This is a genomic window from Pseudomonas sp. BC42, assembly GCF_021560055.1.
Classification (GTDB): domain Bacteria; phylum Pseudomonadota; class Gammaproteobacteria; order Pseudomonadales; family Pseudomonadaceae; genus Aquipseudomonas.
The window spans coordinates 752825-771149 of sequence record NZ_CP091067.1 but is presented as its reverse complement, the minus strand read 5'-3'; the positions used below and the strand labels follow the sequence as shown (position 1 = coordinate 771149).

The 18325-nt window shown below is 65.3% G+C and carries 17 protein-coding genes; 9 read left to right on the top strand and 8 right to left on the bottom strand.

Features of this window, described 5'->3' with window-relative positions; all coding sequences use genetic code 11:
- Positions 1-574: 574 nt before the first annotated feature.
- From L1O02_RS03635 to L1O02_RS03595, 9 genes are all read left to right on the top strand, one after another.
- On the top strand, positions 575-2146 hold the full coding sequence (locus tag L1O02_RS03635) for a BCCT family transporter (RefSeq protein ID WP_235759540.1): 1572 nt from the start codon (positions 575-577) through the stop codon (positions 2144-2146).
- Entirely contained in the window at positions 2143-3444 is a 1302-nt protein-coding gene (locus L1O02_RS03630; protein WP_235759538.1) for an OprD family outer membrane porin, read from the top strand. The genes L1O02_RS03635 and L1O02_RS03630 overlap by 4 nt, the downstream gene beginning before the upstream one ends.
- Before the next feature lie 49 nt (positions 3445-3493).
- The gene (locus tag L1O02_RS03625; RefSeq protein WP_235759536.1) at positions 3494-5500 is read left to right on the top strand and encodes a CocE/NonD family hydrolase; all 2007 of its coding nucleotides are present in this window, start codon (positions 3494-3496) and stop codon (positions 5498-5500) included.
- A gap of 78 nt (positions 5501-5578) precedes the next feature.
- Positions 5579-6517, top strand: a complete 939-nt coding sequence (locus tag L1O02_RS03620) for a LysR substrate-binding domain-containing protein (protein WP_060844752.1) — start codon at positions 5579-5581, stop codon at positions 6515-6517.
- 21 nt (positions 6518-6538) lie between these two features.
- Positions 6539-7708, top strand: a complete 1170-nt coding sequence (locus tag L1O02_RS03615) for an MFS transporter (protein ID WP_235759534.1) — start codon at positions 6539-6541, stop codon at positions 7706-7708.
- 190 nt (positions 7709-7898) lie between these two features.
- On the top strand, positions 7899-8141 hold the full coding sequence (locus L1O02_RS03610) for an exodeoxyribonuclease VII small subunit (RefSeq protein WP_011063724.1): 243 nt from the start codon (positions 7899-7901) through the stop codon (positions 8139-8141).
- Positions 8138-9025 (top strand): (2E,6E)-farnesyl diphosphate synthase, encoded by an 888-nt coding sequence (gene ispA, locus L1O02_RS03605; RefSeq protein ID WP_060841295.1) that lies wholly within the window; start codon positions 8138-8140, stop codon positions 9023-9025. The genes L1O02_RS03610 and ispA overlap by 4 nt, the downstream gene beginning before the upstream one ends.
- Positions 9026-9126: 101 nt before the next feature.
- Positions 9127-11025 (top strand): 1-deoxy-D-xylulose-5-phosphate synthase, encoded by a 1899-nt coding sequence (dxs, locus tag L1O02_RS03600; protein ID WP_060841296.1) that lies wholly within the window; start codon positions 9127-9129, stop codon positions 11023-11025.
- A 101-nt stretch (positions 11026-11126) separates the two neighbouring features.
- The gene (locus tag L1O02_RS03595; protein ID WP_108546145.1) at positions 11127-13019 is read left to right on the top strand and encodes a TonB-dependent receptor; all 1893 of its coding nucleotides are present in this window, start codon (positions 11127-11129) and stop codon (positions 13017-13019) included.
- Positions 13020-13086: 67 nt separating this feature from the next.
- Here L1O02_RS03595 and L1O02_RS03590 read toward each other — a convergent pair whose 3' ends face one another.
- The 8 genes from L1O02_RS03590 to ribE form a co-directional block, all read right to left on the bottom strand.
- Positions 13087-13884, bottom strand: coding sequence for a cobalamin-binding protein (locus L1O02_RS03590; protein WP_060844754.1), 798 nt, complete (start codon positions 13882-13884; stop codon positions 13087-13089).
- The gene (locus L1O02_RS03585) at positions 13884-14303 is read right to left on the bottom strand and encodes a hypothetical protein (RefSeq protein WP_047306283.1); all 420 of its coding nucleotides are present in this window, start codon (positions 14301-14303) and stop codon (positions 13884-13886) included. The genes L1O02_RS03590 and L1O02_RS03585 overlap by 1 nt, the downstream gene beginning before the upstream one ends.
- Positions 14300-14917 carry a GTP cyclohydrolase II gene (gene ribA / locus L1O02_RS03580; RefSeq protein WP_060841299.1) on the bottom strand — a complete coding sequence of 206 codons (618 nt, stop codon included), beginning with the start codon at positions 14915-14917 and terminating at the stop codon, positions 14300-14302. Before ribA ends, L1O02_RS03585 begins: the two co-directional genes overlap by 4 nt.
- Positions 14918-15030: 113 nt before the next feature.
- On the bottom strand, positions 15031-15786 hold the full coding sequence (locus tag L1O02_RS03575; protein WP_108546144.1) for a transporter substrate-binding domain-containing protein: 756 nt from the start codon (positions 15784-15786) through the stop codon (positions 15031-15033).
- A gap of 10 nt (positions 15787-15796) precedes the next feature.
- The gene (locus L1O02_RS03570; protein WP_060841301.1) at positions 15797-16300 is read right to left on the bottom strand and encodes a phosphatidylglycerophosphatase A; all 504 of its coding nucleotides are present in this window, start codon (positions 16298-16300) and stop codon (positions 15797-15799) included.
- Positions 16297-17262 carry a thiamine-phosphate kinase gene (thiL, locus tag L1O02_RS03565; protein ID WP_108546143.1) on the bottom strand — a complete coding sequence of 322 codons (966 nt, stop codon included), beginning with the start codon at positions 17260-17262 and terminating at the stop codon, positions 16297-16299. Before thiL ends, L1O02_RS03570 begins: the two co-directional genes overlap by 4 nt.
- An 18-nt stretch (positions 17263-17280) precedes the next feature.
- Positions 17281-17781, bottom strand: a complete 501-nt coding sequence (gene nusB / locus L1O02_RS03560) for a transcription antitermination factor NusB (protein WP_047306286.1) — start codon at positions 17779-17781, stop codon at positions 17281-17283.
- Positions 17778-18254 carry a 6,7-dimethyl-8-ribityllumazine synthase gene (ribE, locus tag L1O02_RS03555; RefSeq protein ID WP_016968455.1) on the bottom strand — a complete coding sequence of 159 codons (477 nt, stop codon included), beginning with the start codon at positions 18252-18254 and terminating at the stop codon, positions 17778-17780. Before ribE ends, nusB begins: the two co-directional genes overlap by 4 nt.
- Between the last annotated feature and the right edge of the window lie 71 nt (positions 18255-18325).

Below are 18325 nucleotides of genomic sequence, written 5' to 3'. Positions count from 1 at the left end.
GGAAACCCTGGCGCCAGATCCTCGGCGCGGCTGCAAATATTCACAATGGGAGCGCCCGGCGACAACGGGCGTTGGAAAGGCCGCAGATTAGCGATTTGGTGCCTGTTACACAATTGGCGAAAAGGGATTTTGCAGGGCAATCGACACCCCGCCGAATTCCGCCCCGCAAGTGCCACTACGGCGACATCACACCCCTGCAGAAAGGTGGCTTTAAGCCATTATTTGCCCGCCTCACAGGCCGCCAAGCTCCGCCCTTAGTTCAAGTACGAATCTGCCCCGGAGCGTCCGCCTCCTCAGCCCCCGCAGGCGTCCGGCCATCAACTACCGAAGGCTTGCCGCTGGCCCCTGCGGCAAGCGCTCTGGAATGCCTGTTGCGCCCATCGACCCGGCCATCGCCCCTGGCAGCCGGGTGCCATCGCCCATTCCCTCAAGGAATGACCCCATACCCATTAGTCGATTGCCACCGCGCATCGCTCAACGCTTATCTAGGACCGTCGCAGCGCTGCACGGCGGCGCCCTGCAACTGCGGCCTCGCCTGGCCATAAAAAAGATAAGCAACGGGAGTGCCTCACTGATGAAGTATCCGTTAAGAGCCTGGGTCTTCTGGCCCACCTTCCTGATTCTGTTGGCAGCGGTGATTGCCAGTCACCTTGATCTGCAGGGCTTCCTGGCGGTGAGCAGGCAGCTCAACCGGATCATCCTCGACAACTTTTCCTGGCTGTTCAGCGCCGGCAGCTTCTTCCTCCTGGTACTGACCGCCATCGTCTACTTTTCGCCCCTGGGGCGGGTGCGCATCGGTGGCGAAGACGCCAAGCCCCTGCTGAGCAAGCCGCGCTGGTTCATGGTGGCCCTGTGCACCACCCTGGCGGTCGGCGTGCTGTTCTGGACCACTGCCGAGCCGCTCTATCACCTGTATGGCCCGCCCCCGAGCCTGAACATCGAAGCCGGCAGCAGCGAAGCCAAGCACTTCGCCATGTCCAGCATGTTCCTGCACTGGACCCTGACGCCCTACGCCATCTATCTGGTGCCCTCACTGGTGTTCGCCCTGGTTTTCTACAACCTGCGCGGCCACTTCTCCATCGGCGCCATGCTGCAGCCCCTGCTCGGCCAGGCATGGGTCAAGCGCCATGCCGGGCTGATCGACACCCTGGCGATGTTCGCCCTGGTGGCGGGCATGGCCTCTTCCCTGGGCACCGGCGCCCTGACCCTGTCCGGCGGCCTGAGCCAGTACATCGGCGGAGAAACCACACCGCTGCGCCTGGGACTGATCATCGCGGTGATCGTCGCCACCTTCGTGTTCTCCGCCGCCAGCGGCTTGCAGAAGGGCATCGTCAAGTTCTCCACCTTCAATACCTGGATCATGCTGGCCCTGGGGCTGTTCGTTCTGGTCTGCGGGCCGACCCTGTACATCTTCAGCCTCGGCATCGAGTCCTTCGGCACCTACCTGCAGACCTTCTTCGGCCGCAGCCTGTTCACCGGCGCGGCCAGTGGCGACCACTGGCCCCAGAGCTGGACGGTGTTCTACTGGTCGGTGTGGTTCGCCTGGGCCCCGGTGAGCGCCATGTTCCTCGGCAAGATCGGCCGTGGTTACACCGTGCGCGAGTTCATCCACATCTCCATGCTCTACCCGGCGCTGTTCACCGCCCTGTGGATCTGCATCTTCTCCGGCAGCAGCCTGTACTTCGACGCCCAGGGTGATGGGGTACTCAACCGCGTGCTCAACGAGCAAGGGGTGGAGCACGTGCTGTACCAGGTGTTCCAGCAGTTGCCGGCGAGCGGCCTGATCATTGCCTTCCTGCTGTTCATTGCCTTCATTTCCTTTGTCACCGCTGCCGACTCCAGCACCGACGTCATCGGCAATCTGTGCAGTCGCGGGGTCACTGCCGATTCCGATCTGGACGGCAGCCCGCTGCTCAAGGTGATCTGGGGCGCGATCATCGGCTGCGTGTCCTGGGTGATGGTGGCCTACGTCGGCATCGACGGGGTCAAGATGCTCTCCAACCTGGGCGGGCTGCCGGGCATGCTGATCGTCCTGCTCTCCAGCAGCGCACTGATCATCTGGATGAAAAACCCATCCTTGCTGACGCCGCCGCTGCCAGCGGACGAGCTCGGGGAAAGCCACTCGCCACGAGGGCCTACCCCATGAACGTCCGTCTCCTGATCCTGGGCGGCCTGGGCCTGACGCTGCTCTGCCCGGCGCTGGCCCACGCCAGTCAGGCGCAATCCCGGGGCTTTGTCGAAGACAGCCGAATCAACGGCCTGGTGCGCAACAACTACCGCAACAACGACCATCGCCAGCTGGACCTGGATGCCCGCGAATGGGGCCAGGGCCTGCAGCTGGACTACGCCTCCGGCTACACCCAAGGCACCCTGGGCTGGGGCCTGGATGCCCATGCCTATTTCGCCACCCGGCTCGACAGCGGCGGCGGCCGGGCGCGCACCATGATGCTGGTCAGCGACAGCGACGGCAGCAGCCGCCGGGAATCGGCCACCGCCGGGGCAGCGCTGAAAATGCGCCTGTCCAATACCGAGCTCAAGTACGGCGACCTGCGGCCACAGACCCCGGTGCTGGCCCTGGCCGACAACCGGCTGATGCCGGCGACCGCCACCGGCCTGGCTTTCAGCAGCCGCGAGGTGGAAGGCCTGTTGCTGGAGGGCGGACACTTCACCGCCTCCCGGGACTTCAACCAGACCGGTCATCGGGGCGGTTTCCACGCCGGTTACGCCAGGGTCGAGGGCGGCGACGCCAGCTATCTGGGCGGCACCTACCAGTTGCATCCCCAGGTCGAGCTGGGGCTCTACAGCTCGCGCTACCAGGACCTGTGGCGCCAGCATTACTTCAACCTCAACCTCGACCAGCCCCTGGACGCCGAGGATCGGCGCAGCCTGAACCTGGACTTGCGGCTCTATCGTTCCCTGGACGATGGCAAGGCCCTGGCCGGAGACATCGCGGTAACGGCCTGGTCGGCGGCGCTGGCCCTGAAGGAGGGTCCGCACACCGTGACCCTGGCCCACCAACGCATCCATGGCCAGCAGCCCTTCGACTACCTGGCCCTGAGTGGCGGCGGCTTCCACAGCTCGATCTACCTGGCCAACGCCTCGCTGATCGCCGACTTCAACGGCCCCGGCGAGCGCTCCTGGAGCCTGGGTTACCGACTCGACCTGGAGCACCTGGGCCTGCCCGGCCTGTCCTTGGGCACCCGCTACATCCGTGGCAGCCATGTCGACGGCCGGCGGATCCCCCGGGACAGCCCCTACCGCTACTACGCCGACAAGGAGCGCCACTGGGAGCGGGACATCGACCTGAGCTACCGGGTGCAGAGCGGCATCGCCAGGGACCTGTCCCTGAGCCTGCGCCAGGGCACCTACCGCATCCACGGAACCTCGAACGGCGATGTCGACCACATCCGCCTGGTCACCGAATACCCCTTCAGCCTGCTGTGATCCACCGCGCTCGGCCCGGTGCCGGCCCCTTTTTCGACTGGAGTAGCCCATGGACGTCATCCGCGACTTTCCCCATCCGATCCGCGAGATCGAGCACTGCCTGATCCCTCTGCGTGACGGCACCCAACTGGCCGCGCGTATCTGGCTGCCGGCCGATGCCGGCACCCGGCGTTACCCGGCGATCCTCGAATACCTGCCCTACCGCAAGCGCGACGGCACCGCCGTGCGCGATGCCCTGACCCACCCCTGGATGGCGGGCCAGGGTTACGCCTGCGTGCGCGTGGACATGCGCGGCAACGGCGAGTCCCAGGGCTTGATGGCCGATGAGTACCTGCCGCAGGAACAACAGGACGCCCTGGAAGTGCTCGACTGGCTCTGCGCCCAACCCTGGTGCGACGGCAACCTGGGGATGATGGGCATCTCCTGGGGCGGCTTCAACGGCCTGCAGGTGGCCGCCCATCAACCCCCAGCGCTGAAAGCCATCATTACCCTGTGCTCCACCGACGACCGCTACGCCGACGACATTCATTACAAGGGCGGCAACCTGTTGATGGAGAACCAGGGCTGGGCCGCCACCATGCTCAACTTCAGCGCCGCCGTACCCGACCCGCTGCTGGTACCGGACTGGCAGGCGCAATGGCAGCAACGCCTGGACGCCATGCCGCTGCTGGCGGAAACCTGGCTGCAGCATCAGACCCGTGACGACTACTGGCGCCAGGGCTCGGTGTGCGAGGACTACGCGGCAATCAAGGCCGCGGTGTACTGCATCGGCGGCTGGGGCGATGCCTACAAGAACAGCGTGCCGCGCCTGATGCAGCACCTAAATGGCCCGAAGAAAGCCCTGCTCGGGCCCTGGATCCACAAGTACCCGCACTTTGCCGTGCCCAACCCGGCCATTGGTTTTCTCCAGGAGGCCAAGCGCTGGTGGGACCACTGGCTCAAGGGCATCGACAACGGGGTGATGGACGAGCCCGCCTGCACCTTCTACCTGCAGGACGCCGTGCCGCCCAAGGCCAGCTACGCCGAACGCCCGGGCGTCTGGGTCCGGACTGCCGGCTGGCCCGATCCACAGATCCAGTGGCAGAGCTTCAGCCTCAGCGCCAGCGGGCTCAGCGCAGGAGAGCAAGCGCTGAGCGAAAGACGCAGCATCTGCTCGCCCCTGACCACCGGCCTGCATCAGGGCGAGTACTGCGCCATCTGGTTCGGCCCGGACGGCCCCACCGACCAGCGCCGGGACGACGCCCACTCGCTGTGCTTCGACAGCCAGCCCTTGAGCGAGCCCCTGGCCTTGCTGGGTGATGTGCGCCTGGATCTGCGCCTGACCTCGGACCGGCCTTGCGGGCAGATCGTCGCCCGGCTCAATGCCGTGGCCCCGGACGGTCAGGTGGCGCAGATCTCCTACGGCACCCTGAACCTGTCGCTGCGCGACGACTTCGCCGTGGCCAGCCCACCCGAGCCCGGCGCGCCCCTGCAGGTGCGCTTCAACCTCGACCATGTCGGTTATCGCCTGCCGGCCGGCTATCGCCTGCGCCTGGCGTTGAGCACCGCCAGTTTCCCCTTGCTGTGGCCAGCCCGGGAGCTGACCACCCTGACCCTGCTGCCCGAGCTGCAGAGCGTGCAATTGCCGGTGTTCATCGGCAAACCCGTGGCGTGTCCGTTCGAAGCCCCGCAAAGCGCGCCTCCGGCCAACCTGGAAATCATCCGCGCCGCCGCCCCCAAGCGCACCCTCAGCGAAGACGTGGCCAGCGGCGAAGTCTGCGTGCGTATCGATGACGATCTGGGCGCCCTGCGCTTGCTCGATCACGGCCTGTGGGTCGACCAGCGCTGCACCGAGCAATACCGCACCCTGCCCTGGGACCCGCTGTCGACCCGGGCCGACATCCAATGGCACTACCGGGCCGGCCGCGGCACCTGGTCGGTGGAGGTGGACAGCACCCTGGGCCTGCACGCCGACGCGCAATGGTTCTACCTGCGCGCCACCCAGATTGCGCGACTCGATGGCCGGCAGATCCATCAACGCCAGTGGCACAAACGGATCGCCCGATCCACGCTGTAAAGCGTGGCAGGATGCCCAATCTCCGAGACACGGCGGGACGCAGGACACAGCGCCCGCCCCCTGCAGACTGGTACCCGCATGTCGCATCGAAACGTCGATCTGCCCCCTCTCAACTGCCTGCAGCCTTTCGAGGCCGTGGCCCGTCATTTGAGCTTTACCCGGGCCGCCCAGGAACTGAACCTGACCCAGAGCGCGGTCAGCCGCCAGATCAAGCGGCTGGAGGAAAACCTCGCCCGGCCGCTGTTCCACCGCCACAACCTGGGTATCAGCCTGACCCCGGCGGGCGAGCGCTACTTTCGCACCATCCAGCGCCTGCTGCGCGAGCTGGACCGTGAGTCCGCGGAACTGCGCCGCCGCGGCGCCGAGCGCCAACTGACCCTGGCCAGCACCCCGACCATCAGCTCGATCTGGCTGGCGCGCCTGCTGCCGGCGTTCCAGAGCCTGTATCCGGAGCTGGACATCCGCATCCTCTGCAGTGAAAGCCCCTTGCACCTGGATGTCAGCGAGTACGACCTGGGACTGTTCTATCACCTGGACGAGTTGCCGGCGCCCCTGGGCCTGGAGCTGACCCCGGTCTTTGCCGGAGAGCAGGTGATCTGCGTCTGCAGCCCGGACTACCTGAGCCGCAAGGGGCCGATTCGCGACCCGCAACACCTGCTGCAGGAACACCGGCTGCTGATTGTCGAAGACCACTATCACGACTGGCTGACCTGGTCCGACTGGTTCAGCGCCGTGGGCGCGACCTATCACTCCCCGCAACACGCCCTGCGCACCAACAGCTACCAGTTGCTGATGCAGTCGGCGGTGATGGGCCAGGGCGTGGCCCTGGGCTGGGAAAGCCTGTTGCAGGACGAACTCGCCGCCGGACGCCTGCAACGCGCGCTACCGCAGCGCATGCCCAGCCGCGGGCGCCTGAACCTGATGCAACCGCACCACCGCAATCCGCCCACCGCCGTGCGCCGCTTTCGCCAATGGCTGCTGGAGCATGCCCAGCTGGCCCACGAAACCGGTCCTTGACCGCCCAGACCTGACGACTTCATGAACCTGACCCTGCTGACATTTCCCGCGCTGTACTGCGCCACCCTCCTGATGCTCACCGGCAACGGGCTGTTCTTCAGCTATATCGGCCTGCGCCTGACCGGCGACGGGGTTGGTGAACTGTGGATCGGCGGCCTGACTGCGGCCTACTACGCCGGCATGGTCGGCGGCGCCAAGTTCGGCCATCGGATGATCGCCGCGGTTGGCCACATCCGTTCCTACGTCGCCTGCGCAGGTGCCGCGACCATGATCGTGCTCCTGCACATGCTGTTCGAGGCGCTGTGGCTGTGGCTGGCGCTGCGCTTCATCACCGGCCTGGTGATGATGAACCAGTACATGGTGATCGAAAGCTGGCTCAACGAGCAGGCAGGCAACCAGCAGCGTGGCGCGGTATTCGCCGGCTACATGGTGGCGGTGTCCCTGGGCCTGATCCTCGGCCAGGGGGTGCTGATCTGGCGCCCCGAGCTGGACTTCAAGCCGCTACTGATCGTCGCCCTGTGTTTCGCCGCCTGCCTGTTGCCCGTCGCCCTGACCCGGCGCCTGCACCCGGCCAGACTGGAGGCGGCGCCGCTGCAGATCGGCTTTTTCTGGCAGCGGGTGCCGCAAGCCCTGAGCACGGTATTTGTCACCGGGCTGCTGGTGGGTTCGTTCTATGCCCTGGCACCGGTGTTCATCACCTTGAGCGGCCTGGACACGGCCCAGGCCGGCACCTTTGTCGCCGTGGCGATTCTCGCCGGCCTGTGCGGCCAGTGGCCGCTCGGCTGGCTTTCGGATCGCCTCGACCGCGCGCGGCTGATCCGCGCCTGCGCACTGCTGCTGTGCCTGGTGAGCGTGCCTTTGTGGGGGCTGTTCAGCCTGTCGTTCACCTGGATGTTGCTGTTCGCCTGCCTCAGCGGCCTGCTGCTGTTCAGCCTCTACCCACTGGCGGTCGCCCTGGCCAACGAGCACATCGAACAATCCCGACGCGTGGCCCTGAGCGCCATGCTCCTGGCCACCCACGGTGTTGGCGCCTGCCTGGGTCCCTTGCTCAGCGGCGCCCTGATGGACCTCTACGGGCACCACGTCTTCTACCTGATGTTTTCGGCGTTCGCCCTGTTGCTGGCCTGGCGGGTACAACCGAGCAAGGTCAGCGAGGAATTTCGGGGCGAGGCCGATACCGGTTCCCCCTGATACCGCCGCGGTGCAAGTGAAGGTCAAGCCGGATCGCTCGCCAAAGCCCCTCCAAAACGCCTCCTTGCACCGGCCCGCAGGGCGCCTGGCGCCACCCGGGTCCGGGTGTGCCAGCGAGCGCTTCTCATTTGCCCGAAACCCCGGTGTCTGCTAGTGTCGCGCCGGTTTAACGTCAACCGGGATAGCCGCCATGGCCCGCAAAAAAGCTGCCTTAGATTTCGAACAATCCCTCGCCGACCTGCAAACCCTGGTCGAGCGTCTGGAGAACGGCGAGCTGTCGCTGGAAGACTCGTTGACCGCCTTTGAACAAGGCATCGGCCTGACCCGTGATTGCCAGGCCGCCCTGGCCCAGGCCGAGCAGAAGGTGCAGATCCTGCTGGAACGCGACGGCGAACTGGCCGAACAACCCTTCGATGCGGAACAGCCAGAATGATTGCCGCTTATCAGGCCGCCAGCCAGGCCCGCGTCGACGCTGCAATGCACACCCTGTTCACCGCTCCCAGCCCCGAACTTGCCCGTCTTTATGAAGCCATGCGCTACAGCGTGATGAATGGCGGCAAGCGCGTGCGCCCGCTGCTGGCCTATGCCGCCTGCGAGGCCCTGGGCGGCCGGCCCGAACAAGCCAACGGCGCGGCCTGCGCGGTGGAACTGATTCACGCCTACTCCCTGGTCCACGACGACCTGCCGGCCATGGACGATGACGATCTGCGGCGCGGCCAGCCCACCACCCACAAAGCCTTCGACGAAGCCTGCGCGATTCTCGCCGGCGACGGCCTGCAGAGCCTGGCGTTCAGTGCCCTGCTGGACCCGGGCCTGAGCGACGCCAGCGCCGAGATCCGGCTGCGCATGGTCACCACCCTGGCCCAGGCCGCAGGCCCGGCGGGCATGGTGGGCGGCCAGGCCATCGACCTGGGCTCGGTAGGCCTCAAGCTCGATCAGCAAGCCCTGGAATACATGCATCGGCACAAGACCGGCGCGCTGATCGAAGCCAGCGTGATCCTCGGCGCCCTGGCCAGCGGCCGGGCCGAGAAAGACGAGCTCAAATCCCTGCAGACCTACGCTCAGGCTGTCGGCCTGGCGTTCCAGGTGCAGGACGACATCCTCGACGTCGAAAGCGATACCGCCACCCTGGGCAAGCGCCAGGGCGCCGACATCGCCCGGGACAAACCGACCTACCCGGCACTGCTGGGTCTCGCTGCGGCCAAGGAATACGCTCTGGAGCTGCGGGACCAGGCGCTGCATGCGCTGCGTCCGTTTGACGCAGCGGCCGAGCCCCTGCGCGAGCTGGCGCGGTATATCGTCGAGCGCCGCCACTGATCGACGCGCCGCATATCGGCCAAGTTCGGCGCTCTGCGTGGGCAGCTTGCGATGCATAAGGTAAACTGCCGCCTCTTTCTATACCTATAACGATTCGCCTGATGCCCACGACGTTTCATGAGATTCCCCGCAAACGCCCGACCACGCCGCTGCTCGACCGTGCCCAGACGCCGGACGGCCTGCGCCGGTTAGGTGAAGCCGAGCTGGAAACCCTGGCCGATGAATTGCGCCTGGAATTGCTCTACACGGTCGGCCAGACCGGCGGGCACTTCGGTGCCGGCCTCGGCGTCATCGAGCTGACCATCGCGTTGCATTACGTGTTCGACACCCCGGACGACCGGCTGGTGTGGGACGTGGGTCACCAGGCGTATCCGCACAAGATCCTCACCGGTCGTCGCGAACAGATGGCCACCCTGCGCCAGAAAGACGGCCTGGCGGCCTTCCCGCGGCGCTCCGAGAGCGAGTACGACACCTTCGGCGTCGGCCACTCCAGCACCTCCATCAGTGCCGCGCTGGGCATGGCCATCGCCGCCCGCCTGCAGCACAGCGAGCGCAAGGCCATCGCGGTGATCGGCGACGGCGCCCTGACCGCGGGCATGGCCTTCGAGGCGCTGAACCACGCGCCGGAAGTGGACGCCAACATGCTGGTGATCCTCAACGACAACGACATGTCGATCTCGCGCAATGTCGGCGGGCTGTCCAACTACCTGGCCAAGATTCTCTCCAGCCGCACCTACGCCAGCATGCGCGAAGGCAGCAAGAAAGTGCTGTCGCGCCTGCCCGGTGCCTGGGAGATCGCCCGCCGCACCGAAGAATACGCCAAGGGCATGCTGGTGCCCGGCACCCTGTTCGAAGAGCTGGGCTGGAACTACATCGGCCCCATCGACGGCCACGACCTGCCGACCCTGATCGCCACCCTGCGCAACATGCGCGACCTCAAGGGCCCGCAGTTCCTGCATGTGGTGACCAAGAAGGGCAAGGGCTTCGCCCCGGCGGAAGTCGACCCGATCGGCTACCACGCCATCACCAAGCTGGAACCCCTGGATGCTCCGGCGGCCGCGCCGAAAAAGGCCGGCGGTCCGAAGTACTCCGGCGTGTTTGGCGAGTGGCTGTGCGACATGGCCGCTGCCGACCCGCGCCTGGTGGGCATCACCCCGGCAATGAAGGAAGGCTCGGACCTGGTGGCCTTCAGCGAGCGTTTCCCGCTGCGCTATTTCGACGTGGCGATTGCCGAGCAGCATGCGGTGACCCTGGCGGCCGGCATGGCCTGCGAAGGCGCCAAGCCGGTGGTGGCGATCTACTCCACTTTCCTGCAGCGCGGCTATGACCAACTGATCCACGACGTGGCGGTGCAGAACCTCGACGTGCTGTTCGCCATCGACCGCGCCGGACTGGTGGGCGAAGACGGCCCGACCCACGCCGGCAGCTTCGACCTGTCCTACCTGCGCTGCATCCCCGGCATGCTGGTGATGACGCCGAGCGACGAGAACGAGTTGCGCAAGATGCTCAGCACCGGGCACCTGTACAACGGCCCCGCCGCCGTGCGCTACCCGCGCGGCACCGGCCCCAACGCGCCGATCGACAAGGACCTGGAACCGATCGAGATCGGCAAGGGCGTGATCCGTCGCCAGGGCAAACAGGTCGCGTTGCTGGTGTTCGGCGTGCAACTGGCCGAAGCCCTGCAAGTGGCCGAGAAGCTCGACGCCACCGTGGTCGACATGCGTTTCGTCAAACCCCTGGATGAAGCTCTGGTGCGCGAGATCGCCGGCAGCCATGAACTGCTGGTGACCATCGAAGAGAACGCCATCATGGGCGGCGCCGGTGGCGCGGTCAGCGAGTTTTTGGCCCGCGAAAGCATCCTCAAGCCGATCCTGCACCTGGGCTTGCCCGACGCCTACGTCGAGCACGCCAAACCGGCGCAGATGCTTGCCGAATGCGGGCTCGACGAAGCCGGCATCGAAGCCTCGGTGCGCCAGCGCCTGGAGTTGCTGGGCCTGTAATCGCCACACGCGACTGCGGACGCCCGCCACGCGGGCGTCCGCTGCACGACCTGCCCTTTCGCTGCCCGCGGCCAAGGCCGCAGTGCGCTAATGGAATAGCCATGCAACTTGCTCGCTTTGCCCTGCCCCTTTGCCTCCTGCCTTGTACCGAACTTCTGGCCGAGCCCCTTGAGCGCGATCAGGCCCTGAAACTGCCCGAGATGCTGATCAGTGCCAACCGACAGGTGGAAGCTCGCAACGACAGCAGCGCGGCGAACACGGTATTCACCCGGGAAGATATCGACCGCCTGCAACCCACCAGCCTGACCGACCTGCTGCAACGGGTGCCCGGGGTGCAGGTTGCCCAGAGCGGCGGACGCGGCAACCTGCCGAACATCTTCATTCGCGGCACCAACTCGGCCCAGAGCCTGGTGCTGGTGGATGGCCAGCGCATCAGCAGTTCATCCTCCGGCGACAGCAACCTGCAATTCATCAGCGTCGAGCAGATCGAGCGGGTGGAAGTGCTGCGCGGCTCGCGCTCGGTGATCTACGGCAGCGATGCCATTGGCGGGGTAATCCAGATCTTCACCCGGCGCGGCGCCGACTCGGGACTGCACGGGCGCATGCGCGTCGCCGCTGGCAGCAACCAGACCTGGGAGCGCAGCCTGGGACTGTCCGGCGGCGACGCCCAGACCCGCTTCAGCCTCGGCGCCAACCTGGATGAAAGTGCCGGCATCGACTGGACTCACCCGTCGTTTCCCAGCGATGCCGACCACGATGGCTATCGCAACAGGTCCCTGAGCCTGACCCTCAGCCACGCCTTGAGCGATGACCTGGAGCTGGGTTTCAACCTGCTGGATAACCGTGGTCGCAGCCGCTATGACAACCCTTTCGGACGCTACGACTCCAACTACAACGTCTTCGCCCAAGACCCTTACACCGACTTCAGTGTCAGCAGCCTCAGCGGCTATCTCGACGCGAATATCCATGACAACTGGCAATCGCGGGTCGAGCTCGGACACAGCGAAAACCGTGACCTCAAGCGCGACAAGCTCAGTGATGAGCGCAGCGTGTTCAACACCTACCGCGACTCGCTGAACTGGCAGAACGATCTGCGCCTGGATGAAGACAACAGCCTGATCTTGGGGGCGGACTGGTACGAGGATCGACTCAACACCAGCCCGGTCCGCTTTGCCGAAGGCAGCCGCTGGAACCGCGCCGCCTTTATTCAGCATCGTTTTCACGGCGACAGTTTTTCCACCGAACTGGGTCTGCGCCGCGACCAGAACCAGCAGTACGGCAGCCAGAACACCTGGAGCGGCACCTTCACTCTGCCGCTGAATCCGGACAACGACCTGCTGCTGTCCTACAGCGAAGGCTTTCGGGCGCCGAATTTCAGCGACCTGTATTACCCGGGTTTCAGCAACCCGACCCTCAAGCCGGAACACTCAAAAAGCTATGAGTTGCAGTGGCGCAGCGAGCTGACGCCAGACAGCCGCCTGGAAGCCTCGATCTACCGTACCGATATCAAGGACGCGATTATTTATGACCGCGTCGCCCAGCGCCCGGAAAACGTCGGCGCCGCGAGGATCAACGGTTTCGAGGCAACCCTGAAACAAACACTGTTCGGCTGGCAAAGCAGCCTCGGTGCCGCGCTCATCGACCCGCGCAATCGTCAGGATGGCCATCAACTGCCACGTCGAGCCCGCCGTACCTTGAATCTGGATCTGGACCGGCAATTCGGCGACCTGGCGTTCGGCGCCAGCTGGCAATTGGTGAGCAGGAGTTATGAAGACCTGAGCGTGAAGAAACAGGTGCCTGTGGGCGGCTACGGCGTGTTCGGGCTGCGCGGTAGCTGGGCAGTCAATCAGGAACTCAAGCTGGACCTGAAGCTCGACAACCTCTTCGACAAGGCCTATAGCCGCGCGCTCTACGAGTACGACGGCAACGATTATGGCTACCGCACCGAAGGCCGCGCCTGGATGTTCGGCGTGACCTGGTCGCCCGAGTTGTAACCCCCCGCCCTCGCCCACACACCGGCTCCTGCAGAACCCGTAGGAACCGGCTTGCCGGCGAAGGGGCTCAGCGCTCAGGCGCGATCAACGCACAGAGCTTGGCCGTCGCCGCGATCATCTGCCCGCTGGGTCGCTCCAGCCCCTTGTCCCTCACCAACAACAACCGCCCCTGCTGCACCGCCGCAATCTGCGGCCAGGCTTTCCAGGCATCCAACTGCCCTTGCGCGGTGGCCAGGATTGCCTGCGGATTGCGCTGCAACACCGATTCGATGCTGACCTGGGGGGCCGGCAACGACTGGTCGGCAAACACATTGCGGGCGCCACAGACGCTCAGGGCTTCGCTGATGATCTGGCCACCGCCCACGGTATACAGCGGCCGGTCCCAGACCTGGTAGAACACCGGCAACGCCGGTTCGCGGTGATAGCGGGCACGCAAACCGGCCAGTTGCCCGTCCAACTCGGCGGCCAGTTTACGAGCGGCCGCCGAGCGCCCCAGACGCTCGCCGATTTCGGCGATCTGCGCCGTCAGCTGCTTGAAATCATGAGGCTCGGCGACATAAGTGGGGATCCCCAGGCGCGCCAGCTGATCGCGCTGGGCCGGGCCGACGCTGCCCGGCCAGAGCAATAGCAAATCCGGTCGAAGGCTCAGCAGACGCTCGATATCCAACTGGCCATAACGCCCTACCGAAGGCAGGTCCTTGAGCGGTGCCGGCCGCTCACCGGCATCCAGCACGCCCACCAGCAAGTCGGAAGCCCCCAGCTCGACGACGATTTCCGAGAGCGACGGCGCCAGGCTGACCACCCGCTGCGCCGCCAGTGCCGGTGTGCCGACCAGCAGGCACAGGACCGCCAGCCAGCGCCACATCAGCCGAGCTGACGAGGAATACGGTAGAGGTAGAACAGCACGGCGGTGGACAGGGCCAGGAGCATCAGCGGCACCGCTTCCAGGCCGACGAACACCGCCAGGGCACCGATCCAGGCTGGCAAGGATGCCGCCAGGAAGGCGGCACGACGACGGGCCGCCAAGGTGATCCAGGCGGCAGGCTCCTCAGGGGTATCCAGGGCCTTGCCGGCGGCGATCAAGGCATGTTTGTAGCCATTGAAAAAACGCAGGCTGACGAACATCGAGGCCGTACCGGCGATAAAGAATGGCATCGCCAGCACCGGCATCAAGGCCTCGCCCTGGCCAAACACCAGGTTGATCACAAACAGCGGCAGCAAGGCCAGGGCCAGGTACTGCCACCAACTGACGGCCAGGCGCCGCTTGACTTGGCCCCGAGTCACGCGCGGTCGACCTCGCCCTGATGCTCGTTGCCCATCATGTGGTCGAGCTTGCTGGCCTTGGTCGCCAGGTACAGCTTGTTGTGGGGGTTGTGCCCGGTGTGCAGCGGCACCCGCTCGGCAACCTGGATGCCCATGTCGGTCAACGCCTTGACCTTGCGCGGGTTGTTGGTCATCAGCCGCAGGGACTTGACCCCCAGATGCTCGAGCATCGGCAGGCACATGGCGTAGTCACGCTGGTCCGCGGCAAAGCCCAGACGCTCGTTGGCTTCCACGGTATCGGCGCCGCCATCTTGCAGCTCGTAGGCGCGGATCTTGTTCAGCAGGCCAATGCCGCGACCTTCCTGACGCAGGTACAGCAGCACCCCGCGACCTTCCCGGGCGATGGCCCGCAGCGCGGCTTCCAGTTGCGAGCCGCAATCGCAACGCTGGCTGAACAGGGCGTCGCCGGTCAGGCATTCGGAGTGCAGGCGGCCGAGAACCGGCGCGCCATCGGCGATGTCCCCCAGGCTGAGCACCACGTGCTCGCGACCGGTGGCTTCATCAAGAAAACCATGCATGGTGAATTGCGCAAAAGGCGTAGGCAGCTTGGAAGCGGCAACAAAAACGACGGGCACTGTTGTGCTCCTGATCTGTATGAGGACTGGAGATTCGCAGAGGCGGCATTGTAACAGCAGCCTCTACTGCACGCTTAGGCTGAATTATCGGAGATAAAGATCGATAAGTTTGATCAACGGACCGCCGGCTGCCGGCTCTCGTCAAAGGGATAAGGCTGCTTCCAACGCTGGAAGATCGGGCGCAGGACCCCGTCTTTCACCAACTGCTCCATGCGCCGGTCATACAGGGCCAGCAGGGTACGACCGCGGGGGTTGTCGGCAAAGCCCAGGTACAGGGGCAGCTCGGCCAGGTGGCTGATCTTGAACTGACTCGGGTCCTGGGCTTGCGCGAGCACGTAGCTGATCTCGGTCTGGGCGTCGATGTAATAGTCGGCCCGGCCGTACTGCAACATTGGCAGGATGCCGATGCGCCGGCGAATCTCGTTGTAGCGCCGGGCATTGGGCAGGTAGTCCTGGTACTTGTAGCCACGCACCCAGACCAGACGGTAACTGCCGAGGTTGGCCAGGGTCAGCTCGGGATGGCTGGCCAGCCCCAGGGAGTAGATGTGGTCGGTGTCGTAGTTCCAGCGCGGGTAAAGCAACCCGGGAGATTCGTCGCGATAGGCGCCCACTTGCGCATCCGCTTCACCACGCTGCACCAGGCCCACCGAGCGGGTGTAAGGCACGCTGCTGCGCTCGATGCGCACCCCTTGGGGCTCGAACACTTCCCGCAGAATGTCCCAGGCCAGGCCTTCGCCATTGGCTTCGGTGTACTGGCTCCATTCTTCACTGGCGATGCGGATCTGCTGGGGTTGCGCCTGCAACTCATTGGCCCGGACGCCGCAGCTCCAGACAACCAGCAATACCAGCAGCACGCGGCGCACATCCATGCCTAACCTCTCAGCTGAAACACCACACCAACCCCTGCATCGCCAGCCAGGCGAACACACCGGCCAGCACATCGTCGAGCATGATGCCGACACCGCCGTGCACATGCCGGTCGACCCAGCGAATCGGCCATGGCTTGAGAATGTCGAAGAAGCGGAACATCAGGAAACCCGCCAGCAGCCAGTACCAGCCTTCAGGCACCAGCCACAGGGTGATCCACATGCCGACCATTTCGTCCCAGACGATGCCTTCGTGGTCATGCACCCGCAGATCATCGGCCACCTTGCCGCACAGCCAGAAGCCAAACAGCATGGTGATGCCGAGCATCAGCCAGTAGCCCCAGTCCGGCAGCATCTGCCACAGCGGGATAAAGGGTAGCGCAACCAGCGAGCCCCAGGTGCCGGGCGCCTTGGGCAAGGTGCCGGAGCCGAAGCCGAAAGCCAGGAAGTGCCAGGGATTGCGCCAGACCGACGGCGGGACGAACTCCGCCGGGACCTGCTTGGGATGATCTGTCACGGTGTCTCCGGAAAGTGTTGATAACCCCGGATACCGGGGGTGATGTCCTGGCCGCCGGCATCCAGCAGGGTCACCCCCTGCCCCGCCAGCACTCGCCCCACCACGTGCACCGGCCACCCCGCCGCCCGCAGCGGCGCCAGTTCGGCAGGCGGCAAGGTGAAGGCCAGGACATAGTCGTCGCCCCCGCTCAGGGCGGCGGCGCGAGCGCCTTCCAGCCCCAGGAAGCTGAGCAGCGCCGGAGACAGGGGCAGTTTTTCCAGGTCCAGTTGCACGGCAACCGCCGAGGCGACCGCGATATGCCCGCAATCGGCCAGCAGGCCATCGGAAATGTCCAGGGCGGCGCTGGCCTTGCCTCTCAGGGCCTGACCCAGGGCCAACTGTGGTCGGGGCGACCAGTAGTGGGCCAGCAACGGCTCGGCCACCGCCGCCTCGGCGCGGCGCTGCCCCAGTACCAGCGGCAAGGCGCCGGCCGCATTGCCCAACTCGCCACCGACACACAGCAGGTCGCCGGCACGGGCGCCGCTGCGGGTCAGGGCCTGGCCGCCGGGAACCCGTCCGAACACGGTCAGGGTCAAGGTCAGCGGACCGCGGGTGGTGTCGCCGCCGATCAGGCGCACGCCACAGTCCTGGGCCATGAGGTTCAAGCCGCGGGCATAGGCCTGCAGCCAATCGGTGCTCACCGTCGGCAGGGTCAGGGCCAGGGTAAAGGCCAGCGGCGTGGCGCCCATGGCGGCCAGGTCGCTGACAGCCACCGCCAGAGAGCGTTGGCCTAGAAGAAAGGGCTCGCAGGGATCGGCGAAATGCACACCCGCCACCAGGGTGTCGGTGGAAATCGCCAACTGCTCGCCAGGTGCAACCGCCAGCAAGGCGCAGTCATCGCCAATCCCCAGGGCAATACCCTCGCCGCCTTGCGCACAGGGCGCGGCAGCGAAGTAATGACGGATCAGCTCAAACTCGCCCATGGCAGCTGCAAGCGCGGATCAGCGCTTGAACGCCTTCACTTCAGCTTCGCGCAGGCGCGGTGCCAGCTTGTCGAGAACACCATTGACGAACTTGTGGCCATCGGTGGAACCGAAGACCTTGGCCAGTTCGATACCTTCGTTGATCACAACGCGGTAAGGCACGTCGACGCGCTTGAGCAGTTCCCAGGTGGAAAGGCGCAGAACCGCCAGTTCAACCGGATCCAGCTCATCGATGGCGAGGTCCAGGCAAGGCACGAGCGCGGTGTCGATCTCGTTCTTGTTGGCCGGAACCCCGTGCAGGATCTCCCGGAAGTAGGCGCCGTCGATATCAGTGAAATCGTTGTCGACCCGAAACTGCGCTTCGATCTCGTTCAGCGAATGCTTGGCCATGTGCCATTGGTACAGCGCCTGGGTCGCGAGCTGACGGGCTTCGCGACGCTTGGCGCTCTTGGATGGCTTGCCGGCGTTGGCAGGCTTGGGATCGCGCGGGTTGAAACGATCGCTTTCGTCGCTAATCACTTGGCCTCCAACTGCGCCAGCAGGCTGACCATTTCCAGGGCGGACAGGGCAGCTTCAGCACCTTTGTTGCCGGCCTTGGTGCCGGAACGCTCGATGGCTTGTTCGATCGAATCAACGGTCAGCACGCCGAAGGCCACTGGCACGCCGAACTCCATGGACACCTGGGCCAGGCCCTTGGTGCATTCGCCGGCCACGTATTCGAAGTGCGGAGTGCCGCCACGAATGACCGCGCCCAGGGCGACGATCGCCGCATATTCACCCTTCTGTGCGACTTTCTGTGCAACCAACGGAATTTCGAAGGCGCCAGGGGCACGGATGATGGTGATGTCGCTTTCGCTCACGCCGTGGCGAACCAGGGCGTCAACCGCGCCACTGACCAGGCTTTCGACGACGAAGCTGTTGAAACGGCCGACCACCAGGGCATAGCGGCCTTTAGGGGCGATGAAGGTACCTTCGATGGTCTTCAGGGTCATTCGACAAATCTCTTAAAGAGCCAGAGCGTGTCTAGCACACGCTCTTCAGTGATATTTGAACCGCGAATTTC

What these genes read in the sequence shown, in the direction of transcription:
- L1O02_RS03575 (WP_108546144.1), bottom strand. Translation starts at nt 15,786, where the DNA reads ATGGATGTGCGCCGCGTGCTGCTGGTATTGCTGGTTGTCTGGAGCTGC.
- L1O02_RS03625 (WP_235759536.1), top strand. Translation starts at nt 3,494, where the DNA reads ATGGACGTCATCCGCGACTTTCCCCATCCGATCCGCGAGATCGAGCAC.
- L1O02_RS03615 (WP_235759534.1), top strand. Translation starts at nt 6,539, where the DNA reads ATGAACCTGACCCTGCTGACATTTCCCGCGCTGTACTGCGCCACCCTC.
- L1O02_RS03620 (WP_060844752.1), top strand. Translation starts at nt 5,579, where the DNA reads ATGTCGCATCGAAACGTCGATCTGCCCCCTCTCAACTGCCTGCAGCCT.
- L1O02_RS03610 (WP_011063724.1), top strand. Translation starts at nt 7,899, where the DNA reads ATGGCCCGCAAAAAAGCTGCCTTAGATTTCGAACAATCCCTCGCCGAC.
- thiL (WP_108546143.1), bottom strand. Translation starts at nt 17,262, where the DNA reads ATGGGCGAGTTTGAGCTGATCCGTCATTACTTCGCTGCCGCGCCCTGT.
- ispA (WP_060841295.1), top strand. Translation starts at nt 8,138, where the DNA reads ATGATTGCCGCTTATCAGGCCGCCAGCCAGGCCCGCGTCGACGCTGCA.
- dxs (WP_060841296.1), top strand. Translation starts at nt 9,127, where the DNA reads ATGCCCACGACGTTTCATGAGATTCCCCGCAAACGCCCGACCACGCCG.
- L1O02_RS03630 (WP_235759538.1), top strand. Translation starts at nt 2,143, where the DNA reads ATGAACGTCCGTCTCCTGATCCTGGGCGGCCTGGGCCTGACGCTGCTC.
- L1O02_RS03595 (WP_108546145.1), top strand. Translation starts at nt 11,127, where the DNA reads ATGCAACTTGCTCGCTTTGCCCTGCCCCTTTGCCTCCTGCCTTGTACC.
- ribE (WP_016968455.1), bottom strand. Translation starts at nt 18,254, where the DNA reads ATGACCCTGAAGACCATCGAAGGTACCTTCATCGCCCCTAAAGGCCGC.
- L1O02_RS03590 (WP_060844754.1), bottom strand. Translation starts at nt 13,884, where the DNA reads ATGTGGCGCTGGCTGGCGGTCCTGTGCCTGCTGGTCGGCACACCGGCA.
- L1O02_RS03635 (WP_235759540.1), top strand. Translation starts at nt 575, where the DNA reads ATGAAGTATCCGTTAAGAGCCTGGGTCTTCTGGCCCACCTTCCTGATT.